This window comes from Micromonospora sp. NPDC049529 (genome assembly GCF_055586685.1).
On the sequence record NZ_JBVJHT010000016.1, the window covers coordinates 25318 to 36146 of the forward strand.

Below are 10829 nucleotides of genomic sequence, written 5' to 3' on the forward strand. Positions count from 1 at the left end.
ACGGCGGTAGCCAGCCGGCAACCGACCCGACCCGATGACCAACCGACGGGAACTCCACCGGGGCGGGCGGCGACCAACAGGACGAACAGCACAACGCCCGGTGGGCGATCCTGAAGGCAGAGGACGTACATGAGCACAGCCGCGTCGCCGGTCCCACGACGGCGTCCCGCACTACTGACCATCGCCTGCGCCGCCGTGGCGTCCCTGGCCCTGCTCGGCGGGGCGGCCGGCTGCGGCGGTTCCGAGCCGTCCACAACCGACCGACCCGGCCCGGCCGCCTCGCCGACCAGCGGCCCGTTCAGCCTGCGCGACCCCTGGGTCAAGGCGGCCGACTCGGGAATGACGGCCGCGTTCGGCACCCTGGTCAACAACAGCGACACCGACATCACCGTGGTGAGCGCAACGTCGTCGGTGTCCCCGATGGAACTGCATGAGATGACCATGAAAGACGGCAGGATGGTCATGCAGCCCAAGGCCGACGGCTTCGTGGTCGAGGCCCACGGCAGCCACGCGCTGGAGCCCAGCGGCGACCATTTGATGCTGATGAAACTCGCGCAGCCGGTACGGCCCGGTGACGAGGTCACGTTCACCCTGACCTTCGCCGACGGCGGCACCGCCGAGTTCACGGCCATCGTCAAGCCGTTCGCCGGCGCCGGGGAGAGCTACGACCCGGCCACCGGCATGACCATGGATCCCGGTGCGGGTCCCGGCGCCGCACCGAGCATGAGCCCGCCGGCATGACGGACCGGTCCACGCGCCGCCCGGTGAGCAGGCGGCACCTGCTCACCGGCGGATCGGTCGCGGTCGGCGGCATCCTCGCCGGAGCGGGTACGGTCGCCGCCGTCCACGCCACCGACGGCGTACCACCGAGCGGCCGTCCCGTCCCCGCCGCCGCGATCGGCACGGCGGTGGAACCGTTCCACGGTCCCCGCCAGGCCGGCATCGCCACCGAGCCGCAGTCGCACGCCGCGTTCGTCGGCCTCACCCTCGGTCGGGACACCGACCGGGCGGCACTGGTCCGGCTGATGCGCCTGCTCTGCGACGACGCCGCCCGGCTGACCCGGGGCGAGCCGGCGCTCGCCGACACCGAACGGGAGCTGGCCGTGCTTCCCGCCCGGCTCACCGTCACCTTCGGCTTCGGACCGGGGCTGTACCGGGCCGCCGGCCTCGACGACCGGCGTCCCGCGTCCGTCGCCGAACTGCCGGCGTTCCCCATCGACCGGCTGCAACCCGCCTGGTCCGGTGGCGACCTGCTGCTCCAGATCTGTGCCGACGACCCGCTCACCGTCGCCCACGCCCAGCGGATGCTGATCAAGGATGCCCGTCCGTTCGGTACGGTGCGCTGGGTCCAGCAGGGCTTCCGCCGCAGCCGGGGCGTCCAGTCGGAGGCACAGACGCAACGCAACGTCCTCGGTCAGCTCGACGGGACCGCCAACCCGAAACCGGGCACCACCGCCTTCGAGCAGGCCGTCTGGGTGCCCGAGGGCCCGGCCTGGCTGCGCGACGGCACCACTTTGGTGCTGCGGCGGATCCGGGCCGAGATGGAGACGTGGGACCTGCTCGGCCGGGCCGACAAGGAACTCGCCGTCGGCCGACGTCTGGACACCGGGGCACCGTTGAGCGGCACCGCCGAACACGACCCGCCCGACTTCGCCGCCACCGATGCCACCGGGTTGCCGGCGATCCCCGACTTCTCCCACCTCAGCCGCGCCCATGTCACCGACGACCGGCTGCGCATCCTGCGTCGCCCGTACAACTACGACGGGGTGCCGAACCCGGACGGCCACCCGGACACCGGGCTGATCTTCGCGTCGTACCAGGCGGACATCGAACGGCAGTTCCTGCCGATCCAACGCCGCCTCGCCGAACTGGACCTGCTCAACGAGTGGACCACTCCGATCGGCTCGGCGGTCTTCGCCATCCCGCCCGGCTGCGTACCGGGCGGCTGGGTCGGTGAGCAGCTCCTCGGCTGACGAATGCCCCGGCTCTGCCGCGGGCAACCGGATTCGGGGCCCGCCGGATCCGCCCCGCCGTCACCCGACGGTGCTCTCGGCCCGGCGCAGCGTGCGGTCCAGCGTGTACCGGCGTTGGAGCAGTATCGCGACCACCATCAGCGCCGCGGGGACCAGGCCGAAGCCGAGCCGGATCATCGTGTGCGCGGACTCCGGCTGCACGACCTCGGTGCCCGCGCCGCTGGCGAGGAAGCCGCCGACGGCCAGGCAGGCGGAGTAGACGTACGGGCCGAGCGCGCCGCCGGTGGCCTCGGCCGCGGTCCACACGCCGGTGTACGTGCCGGCCCGGCTGGTGCCGTCGGCGCCTCCGGCCCGGATGACGTCCGGGACCATCGAGAACGGCAGCAACTGCATGGCGGCGAACGCGATGCCGAGCACCGCCACCGCGCCGACCAGCACGGGCAGGCCGGCGGCGTTGCCGAGCGCCAGCACGAGCGATCCGAGGACGAAGGCGCCCTGCGCGACGAGCAGTCCGGGCTGCTTGCCGGTACGGCGGGCCACGACGACCCATACCGGGGTGGCGATCAGGGCCGGGGCGACGAACGCGGCGACCAGCACGGTGGTCAGGCCGGGGCGGCCGAGTTCGTACTTGGCGAAGTAGGGCACGGCGGCCAGGACCAGGTGGGTGGTGGTCGACATGGCCAGGTAGGAGCCGACCAGCCAGCGGAACTGCGGGTCGCGCAGTGCGACGAGCAGCGTACGCAGACCGGCCGCCCGGTGCCCGGCGGCGGTGACCGGGGTCGGGGCGGCCGTGGTCAGTCGCCGGGTGCCGGTGATGCCGATCAGCAGGGCGACCAGCATCGACGCACCGAGCACGAGGCCCATCAGGGCGTAGCCGCCACGGGTCGGGTGCTCGCCACCGGTCAGCATCGGTGCGAGTACGCCACTGAGCAGGATGCCGACGGTGAGCACCACCATCCGGAAACCCATCAACCGGGTGCGCTCGTGGTAGCCGATGGCGAGGTCGGCGGGGGTGGACAGGTACGGCACCTGGTACGCCGCGAACAGCAGGTTTCCCGCGACGAACGCGACGGCGACCCAGGCCGCGGCCGGGGTGCCGGTGAGCCCGCCCGGCACCAGGAAGAGCCCGACGAAGGCCACCGGCAGGACACACCCGACGGTCATGAGCAGCCGGCGGTGTCCGTGGCGGGCCAGGTCGGCGTCGGACAGGTGCCCGATCCACGGGTGCAGCAGCACGTCGGCGATCTTCGGCAGCAGCAGGACGATCCCCGCGACCAGCGGCGCCACCGCCAGTACGTCGGTGAGGAAGTAGAGCAGCAGCAGGCCCGGCACGGTGACCCAGGTGCCCATGCCCAGCGACCCACCGGCGAAGGCGAGCAGGCCGCTGCGGGGAAGCCGCGCCGCCTCGTCCATACCGTCTCCTCGCCGCGCCGCGCGGGTGTTATCCAACGTTCGCTGGATAGTAGGGCACGATGGGGCGCATGACCACACCCCGCCGGGGACCCGGCCGCCCTCGGCGTACCGACCAGCACACCACCCCCGAAACGATCATCGAGACGGCGGCGGGACTGTTCGCGCGGCGCGGGTTCGACGCGGTCGGCATGCGCGAGATCGCGGCCGCCTGCGGCGTGGACGTCGCCACCGTGCACCACCACGTGGGCACCAAGGCGGCGCTGTACGAGAGCTGCTTCGCGCGGGTCTTCGCGGCCGAGAGCGTGGTGCTGACCGGGGCCGTGGCCGCCGCCCGGGAGGGCCTGGCCGGCGGAGCGGGTACGGCCATGGCCGCCCTGCACGAACTGGTCGACGTGTTCGTCGACTTCCTGGAGGACCACCCCGAGACGACCGGCCTCTGGCTGCGGCGTTGGCTGGAACCCAACCGCCACGGCGAGTTGGACGAGCGCTACTCCGCCCCGCTCTACCGGGCGGTCGAGCAGGTGCTGACCGATGCCGACGCGGCCGGGATACTCAGCGAACCCCAACCCCACCTGGCCGTACGGAGCCTGGTCTGGTCCGTCCACGCCCACGTCGTCGGCCTGCTGTCCGGTGCGGACGGGGCCCGCCGTCGTCGTGATTTCCGCAGCTTCGCCCATCGCTGGCTCGACCGGATGTACGCGCCCCGCTGACCTGCGCGCCCGCCTACCCGATGGGCGAAGCGCTTGACGCAGGCGCCGGCCGGGCGCAATATCCACCAGACGTTGGATTTCGTGGAGGGGCGGGCATGGAGCCACGGGTCGCCGTGATCGGCGCCGGACCGGCCGGGCTGGCCACCCTCAAGGCACTCGCCGACCGGGGTGTGCCGGCGGTCGCGTACGAGGCGGCGACGCGGGTCGGTGGACTGTGGGCGTACGGCGGCACGCACTCCTGCGCGTACCGCACCCTGCACCTGAACACCTCGCGGACCCGTACCGAATTCGCGGACCTGCCCATGCCGACCGACTGGCCGGACTACCCCGACCACACTCGGATGGCCGACTACCTGCACGACTACGCGGCACGCTTCGGCCTGCTGGACGCGGTACGACTGCGGCACACCGTCACCGAGGTCACCCGCGACGGCGCGCGCTGGCGCGTCACCGCGACGGGACCCGACGGCGCGACCACCGTCCCCGTCGAGGCCGTCGTCGTCGCCAACGGCCACAACAGCCGACCCCGGCCACCCTCCCCCACCTACCCGGGCGACCTCACCGTCGAGCAGTTGCACAGCCGCGACTACCGCGACCCCGAACAGCTCGCCGGTCGGCGGGTGCTGGTCGTCGGCGGCGGCAACTCCGCCATGGACATCGCCGTCGACGCCTCCCACGTCGCGGCAAGCACCCTGCTGTCACTGCGCCACGGCGTGTGGATCGTGCCCAAGCACCTGCTCGGCCGGCCGGCGGACACCCTCAACGGCGCACTGGCGAAACGCCTGCCGTGGCGGCTGCGCCAGCGCGTCAGCCAGACCATGCTGCGCCTGTCCGTCGGCCGTCCCGAGAACTACGGCCTGCCCGCGCCGAGGCACGGCTTCCTCCGGGACCATCCCACCGTGTCGGACTCGCTGCTGTCGCGGATCAGCCACGGCAGGATCGGCGTACGACCCGGCATCGAACGCTTCGACGGCGACCGCGTCCGCTTCACCGACGGCACCGCCGACACCGTCGACCTGGTCGCCTGGTGCACCGGGTACGACGTCCACCTGCCCTTCCTCGAACCGGCGCTGCTCGGCGCGGGCGCCGACCGGCTGCCACTGTTCCGGCATGTCTTCCACCAGCAGGCGCCCGGACTGATGTTCGTCGGGCTGATGCAGTCCACCGGCTCGGCACTGCCCGTGGTCGAGGCCCAGGCCCGGCTCGTCGCCGCGCACCTGGCCGGGGAGTACGCGCTGCCCGCCCCGGCCGCGCAGACCGCCGACATCGCCGCCGAACTGCGGGCCGCCCACGGCCGCTGGGGCGACCGCCGTCCCGCGATGCGCATCGACTTCGACGCCTACCTCGCGCTCGCGGCGAAGGAGCTGGCCGACGGCGCGACCCGGACCCGGCGCGGCCGGGGTGTGCGCTGGCACCGGGCCGACGACGTTCGGGAGAGTCCACGATGAGCGACAGGCTCGACGGTAGGCGGGTCATCGTCACCGGCGCCAGCGGCACCTTCGGTCGGCTGCTGTGCGATCGGCTGGAGCTGGCCGGCGCCCGCGTCGTCGGCATCGACCTGCGCGCCGGCGTTCTCGGCGCCACCCCGGTCCTCGGCTGCGACCTCACCGACGGCGCCGCCGTACCCGGCGTGGTCGGGCTGGCGATCGAGAAGCTCGGCGGGCTCGACCTGTTGGTCAACAACGCCGGTGTCGGCGGACCCGCCCCGGCCGAGTTGCCGCCGGGCGACGCGGCCCGCCGGCAACTGGAGGTCAACCTGATGGCGGCATGGCACACCACCGCGGCCGCGATCCCGGTGCTGGAACGCAACCGGGGGCGGATCGTGTTCGTCTCCAGCCGGATGGCCCTGCTGCCGCTCCCGCTCGCCGCCGGGTACGGCGTCAGCAAGCGCGCCCTGGTCGCGTACGCCGACGCGCTGCGGCTGGAGGTCGGCACCCACATCGGGGTGAGCGTGGTCTACCCGAGCATGGTGGCGTCGCCGATCCACGACCCCACCGCCGAGGCGGGACTCTCCCTGCGGGGCGTCTCCCGGTACGAGCCCGTCGAGGGGGTCGTCGACGCGATCCTGCGTACGGCGACCGCCCGCAGGGCCCGGCGCGACGTGGCCACCACCGGACGCGGCCGGGTCGAGCTGTTCCTGGCCCGGCACCTGCCGTCCGTCGCGGGCGCGCTCGTGCGCCGCACCATCGCCCGGCGCGTCGCCGCCGGGGACCTGGACCGGGCCCCGCTGGCCGAGGGGATGCGCCGCCGCGCGGGCCACTGATCTGCCGCCGCCGGCCGCCCGCGCTGTTTATCGTCGGAATCGACGCCGTCGGGTTGAGCATCCGGCAGTGCGGGCGGGGTGGTGAGCACCACAGGCAGTCAGGGCCTATCCAGCTGGAACGGAACACCCTGGGTTCAGTAAGCTGACCCAGCCCATCCAGAGCGGCTGAGAGACCTGGCTCGTCGACGTCGCAGCAACCCCCCGCCGGGTGCGGGTGCTACCGCCAGGACCGATGGAGGTTGTGTTTCCGTGCGTACGCCCGCCGAGCGAGCGAGTCGGCTGCACGTCACCTGGCACTGGTGGCGGCGGCACGTCGATCTGTGCCGTACCAGCACCATGCTCTGTCGCCAGCACGGCTGACACCACCTGCCGGCCGAGCCGTCGCGCCGGCATCTTTCCCCCACCACCCCCGAGTCGGCGGTAACACGCCGTCCGGGTCGGGCTGCCGCGCGTCCATGTCCTGCCGGTCCTCCGGCAGCCATGCCGCGTGCACTTTTCTGGGAGTTTGCGCACATGCGTCTGTCACCTGTTCTCACCCGTCTGCTCTCCGCCGCGACGGCTGTCGTGCTGCTCGGCGTTGCCGCCGGCTGCGGTTCGTCGTCGTCCACCGACTCGGCGGATAATCCGTACAATCTGCTCCAACCAGGCACCCTGCGGGTCGGTACGCTGAGCGACGCCCCGCCGAACGTCTTCCTCAAGGACGGCAAGTTCACCGGCTTCGACAACGACCTGCTGACCGCGGTCGCCGGCAAGGTGGGGCTGGAGGTCGAGTTCGTCGGCACCGAGTTCTCCGCCCTGCTCGCGCAGGTCAACAACCACAAGTTCGACGTCGGCAGTTCCTCCATCACCATCACCGAGGCCCGGAAGAAGACGGTGGACTTCGGTAACGGTTACGACTTCGGCTACTTCGGTCTCGACGTGCCCGCCGGCTCGCCGATCAAGAGCTTCACACAGCTCAAGGGCGCCCGCGTGGTGGTCGTCCAGGGCACCGTCCAGGACGACTACGCCACCAAGGAAGGGCTCGACCCGGTTCGCGTACCGGACTACAACGGCGCGATCAACCAGTTGAAGGCCAAGACCGCCGACGCCTGGATCTCGCCCGCCGAGATCGGCGAGAAGTCCGCTCAGGACAGTGCCGGAAAGATCGTCCTGGTCGAGAAGCAGCTCAGCTCGGCACCGACCGCGTTCGCCGTGGCGAAGGGCAACAACGCCCTGCGCGAGGCGCTGGACAAGGGCCTCGACCAGGTGATCGAGGATGGCACCTGGACCCGCTTGCAGGAGCAGTACTACCCGGGACGTCCGGTCCCGGACACCTTCAAGCCCGGCAGCGGCAACGTCGCCTACCCGGCGGTCAACGCCAGCCCGGCCGCGACCCCCTCTGCCTGATCCGACGATGACCGACCAACGGGTCCGAGACAGGTAGGCGATGGACACTTTCAGGACGTTGTGGGAAACCTTCTTCGACCTGGACTCGATGCGGGAAGCCCTGCCCGAGATGCTCACGGTCGGACTGCGCAACACTCTGCTGCTTGCGCTGATCTCGGCCATCGTGGGCACCCTGCTCGGCATGCTGCTCGCCGTCGCCGGCCTGGCTCGGACCCGCTGGCTGCGCTGGCCGGCCCGGATCTACACGGACGTGTTCCGGGGCCTGCCGGCGGCGGTCACCATCCTGCTCATCGGGGTGGGGCTCGCGCCGATCGGGATGGCCTGGTGGGGACCGAACCCGTACCCGCTCGGCATTCTCGCGCTGTCGCTGATCGCCGCCGCGTACATCGGTGAGATCTTCCGGTCCGGCATCCAGAGCGTCGAGGCCAGCCAACTGGAGGCATGCCGGGCGCTCGGCCTGTCCTACCGGACGTCGATGCGGATGGTGATCATCCCGCAGGGGGTCCGGCGGATCCTGCCGGCGTGGGTCAACCAGCTGATCGCGCTCATCAAGGACTCCAGCCTCGTGTACTTCCTCGGTCTGCTGGCCAGTCAGCGGGACCTGTTCCGGGTCGGCCAGGACTACGCCGCCAACACCGGCAACGAGTCCGCGCTGCTCCTGGCGGGCCTGTTCTACCTGGCCATCACGGTCCCGCTGACGCACGCGGTGAACGGGATCGACCGCCGGCTGCGCAACGCCGGTACGAGCGGTCCCGACGAGGAGCAGAACGACAGCCTCTCCACCGGCACCGCGAACTCCACCGTGGGAGAAGGGACAGCACGTGCCTGAGTCCGGTCAGACAGAAGTGAGCCCACCGTCGGCCACCGAGACGGCGTCCGGGTCGGTGAGTCTGTCCACCCGCGACGTCCACCTCGCGTTCGGCCGCCACCAGGTGCTGCGCGGGGTCGACCTGGACGTCGGCCGGGGCGAGACCGCCTGTGTCATCGGTCCCTCCGGCTCGGGCAAGTCGACCCTGCTGCGCACCATCAACCGCCTACTGGAGCCGGACCGGGGCGACGTGCTCCTGGACGGTACGAGCGTGCTGCGGCGCGACCCGAACGTCCTGCGACAGCAGATCGGCATGGTCTTCCAGCAGTTCAACCTGTTCCCGCACATGACCGTGCTGCGGAACGTGACGCTCGCGCTCCGGCAACTCAAGCGGCTGCCGCAGGACGAGGCGGTGGAGGTGGCCCTGCGCCAACTGGACGTGGTCGGGTTGCGACACAAGGCCGAGGCGCGTCCCGTGCAGCTCTCCGGCGGCCAACAGCAACGGGTGGCGATCGCCCGGGCACTGGCGATGTCCCCGCAGGTCATGCTCTTCGACGAGGCCACCTCGGCGCTCGACCCGGAGCTGGTGAAGGGTGTCCTGGCCCTGATGGCGGACCTGGCATCGCAGGGGATGACCATGGTGGTGGTCACCCACGAGATGGGCTTCGCGCGGCAGGTCGCCGACCAGGTCGTCTTCATGGACCGGGGCCGGGTGATCGAGGCGGGCCCGCCCGCCGAGGTGTTCGACGCGCCGCGCAGCCAGCGGCTCCAGCAGTTCCTCGCCCAGGTGCTCTAGCCGACCGACCGGCGGTGTCACGGCGGATCGGCGTGGGCATGGCCCGTTCGACGAACCGCCCGTTCACCGAACCGCGCGGAGCTCGCGGGTGGCGCGTCGGCCGAGGTAGGCCGTTGCCAGGCCGCTGATCACGCCGAACATGGCGAGGACGACGACGGACAGCCAGGTGGTGCCGGTCAGCTCGTCATCGGCGGCGAAGATGACGAGCATCGCCACCGCACCGGGAGGAGAACCCGGACCCGGACGTCGAAGCCGTGGTCGTGATCGCCCGTACGACCCTCGACTGATCCGGCCGGCGGGGTGCGCTACTCCAGCTCGGGCATCCGACCCTCCGCGCGCAGTTGCTGGAAGTGCAGCTCCGGCGGCGGCTCCGGGTCCCAGTCCGACGGTCGGGGCGTCTCCGGACCGTCCGGGCCGACCCGCACGAAGGACTCCACCCGGGTCACCCGGCAGCGGACACCCTTCAGCTCGAACTCGTTCGTCCGCGGGGCTTCGAACTCCGCGCAAGCGCGCTCGTACGCCGCCCTGATCTCGTCGAACGTGGCGTTCTCGTGCGGGACGATGTCGCTGAACCTGAAGCTCGCCGATTCCCGGGCGGCCTGCGGCGTCGCGTACGAGTACGACGATCTGGGTCGCCACCTGCCGTCGACCTGCTCACCGAGGGTGAAGCCGACCGGTAGCAGCACCACGTTCGGGTGGGTGGTCAACGCCCGACGGGAGTCCTCCCGTACGTCGTCGGGAACCATGCCCAGCTTCTTGTAGAACGCGGGGGCCATCTCCATCCGCAGCAGGCCGTCCGAGAGCCCGGTGGCCGCGGCGGGATCAATGACGAATCCCTCCATCTGGGACTCGGCCCGGTCCGTCCGATCCGTCTTGCCCGTCGGGCGGGGGTCCGGGTCGGTCGGCCGGGGCGGCTCGGGCCCGTCCGGTCCCATCCGGAGGAAGGGCTGGGCGCGGATGATCCGGTAGCGACGGCCGTTGACCGTGAGGTCGTTGACCACCTCCCAGTCGAGCAGCCGGATCGCCGCCTCGTACTCCTTGCGCTCCGCCGCGTTCTCGGCGGTGTCCGGCGTCTCGCTGAGCAACCGCCGGAAGTGGGAACCGAGAGCATCCCGGGTGCCCTGCGGCTGGTTCCCGATCAGGGTCATGATCCGCCACCGGCCGTCGATCTCCTCTGCGGAGCCGAAGACGGGAGCCCCCCACATCAGTCTGGGATAGGCGAGCGAGCGACGCCGGGCGTCGTCCTCGGACACCGCCGATACCGGATCATCCCGATGCTCGATCCTGATCAGCAGGTGATCGGGCACCTGCTTACCGTGAGACGTCATGCACGCAGTGTGCCCTGCCGTACCTCGATCCGCGGCCCGCACCACGCCCACGGCCAGAACGACTTACCTGGTGAGACACCCTTGCCAGCGGCCCCCTGTGGGTCAGGGAAGACCATCGTGGACGGGTGTTGGTCGACGAGCGATGAGCGGCG

The 10829-nt window shown here is 71.5% G+C and carries 11 protein-coding genes and 1 riboswitch; of the genes, 8 read left to right on the forward strand and 3 right to left on the reverse strand.

What is annotated here, in order from left to right; translation table 11 throughout:
* Window positions 1-129 precede the first annotated feature (129 nt).
* Both ACZ6QQ_RS26315 and ACZ6QQ_RS26320 read left to right on the forward strand, forming a co-directional pair.
* On the forward strand, window positions 130-741 hold the full coding sequence (locus ACZ6QQ_RS26315; protein ID WP_465879877.1) for a copper chaperone PCu(A)C: 612 nt from the start codon (window positions 130-132) through the stop codon (window positions 739-741).
* Entirely contained in the window at window positions 738-1973 is a 1236-nt protein-coding gene (locus tag ACZ6QQ_RS26320; RefSeq protein WP_465879879.1) for a Dyp-type peroxidase, read from the forward strand. Before ACZ6QQ_RS26315 ends, ACZ6QQ_RS26320 begins: the two co-directional genes overlap by 4 nt.
* Before the next feature lie 60 nt (window positions 1974-2033).
* On the opposite strand, the gene ACZ6QQ_RS26325 is transcribed toward ACZ6QQ_RS26320, so the two are convergent.
* Window positions 2034-3386 carry an MFS transporter gene (locus ACZ6QQ_RS26325; RefSeq protein ID WP_465879880.1) on the reverse strand — a complete coding sequence of 451 codons (1353 nt, stop codon included), beginning with the start codon at window positions 3384-3386 and terminating at the stop codon, window positions 2034-2036.
* A 68-nt stretch (window positions 3387-3454) separates the two neighbouring features.
* Between ACZ6QQ_RS26325 and ACZ6QQ_RS26330 the strand changes: the two genes are divergently transcribed.
* The 6 genes from ACZ6QQ_RS26330 to ACZ6QQ_RS26355 all read left to right on the forward strand — a co-directional run bounded on the left by ACZ6QQ_RS26330 (window position 3455) and on the right by ACZ6QQ_RS26355 (window position 9349).
* Entirely contained in the window at window positions 3455-4096 is a 642-nt protein-coding gene (locus tag ACZ6QQ_RS26330; RefSeq protein ID WP_465879881.1) for a TetR/AcrR family transcriptional regulator, read from the forward strand.
* Window positions 4097-4191: 95 nt separating this feature from the next.
* Window positions 4192-5544, forward strand: a complete 1353-nt coding sequence (locus tag ACZ6QQ_RS26335; protein ID WP_465879883.1) for a flavin-containing monooxygenase — start codon at window positions 4192-4194, stop codon at window positions 5542-5544.
* Complete coding sequence (locus ACZ6QQ_RS26340; RefSeq protein WP_465879884.1) at window positions 5541-6359, forward strand: SDR family NAD(P)-dependent oxidoreductase; 819 nt, start codon at window positions 5541-5543, stop codon at window positions 6357-6359. Before ACZ6QQ_RS26335 ends, ACZ6QQ_RS26340 begins: the two co-directional genes overlap by 4 nt.
* 149 nt (window positions 6360-6508) lie before the next feature.
* Window positions 6509-6598: riboswitch (SAM riboswitch) on the forward strand.
* A gap of 274 nt (window positions 6599-6872) precedes the next feature.
* Complete coding sequence (locus ACZ6QQ_RS26345; RefSeq protein ID WP_465879885.1) at window positions 6873-7745, forward strand: ABC transporter substrate-binding protein; 873 nt, start codon at window positions 6873-6875, stop codon at window positions 7743-7745.
* Between the two features lie 40 nt (window positions 7746-7785).
* The gene (locus tag ACZ6QQ_RS26350; protein WP_465879886.1) at window positions 7786-8574 is read left to right on the forward strand and encodes an amino acid ABC transporter permease; all 789 of its coding nucleotides are present in this window, start codon (window positions 7786-7788) and stop codon (window positions 8572-8574) included.
* A complete protein-coding gene (locus tag ACZ6QQ_RS26355) occupies window positions 8567-9349 on the forward strand; it encodes an amino acid ABC transporter ATP-binding protein (protein WP_465879888.1) in 783 nt (260 codons plus the stop codon). The genes ACZ6QQ_RS26350 and ACZ6QQ_RS26355 overlap by 8 nt, the downstream gene beginning before the upstream one ends.
* Window positions 9350-9412: 63 nt before the next feature.
* On the opposite strand, the gene ACZ6QQ_RS26360 is transcribed toward ACZ6QQ_RS26355, so the two are convergent.
* A complete protein-coding gene (locus ACZ6QQ_RS26360) occupies window positions 9413-9565 on the reverse strand; it encodes a hypothetical protein (protein WP_465879889.1) in 153 nt (50 codons plus the stop codon).
* Window positions 9566-9654: 89 nt separating this feature from the next.
* A complete protein-coding gene (locus ACZ6QQ_RS26365; RefSeq protein ID WP_465879891.1) occupies window positions 9655-10677 on the reverse strand; it encodes a DUF5954 family protein in 1023 nt (340 codons plus the stop codon).
* Window positions 10678-10829: the final 152 nt, after the last annotated feature.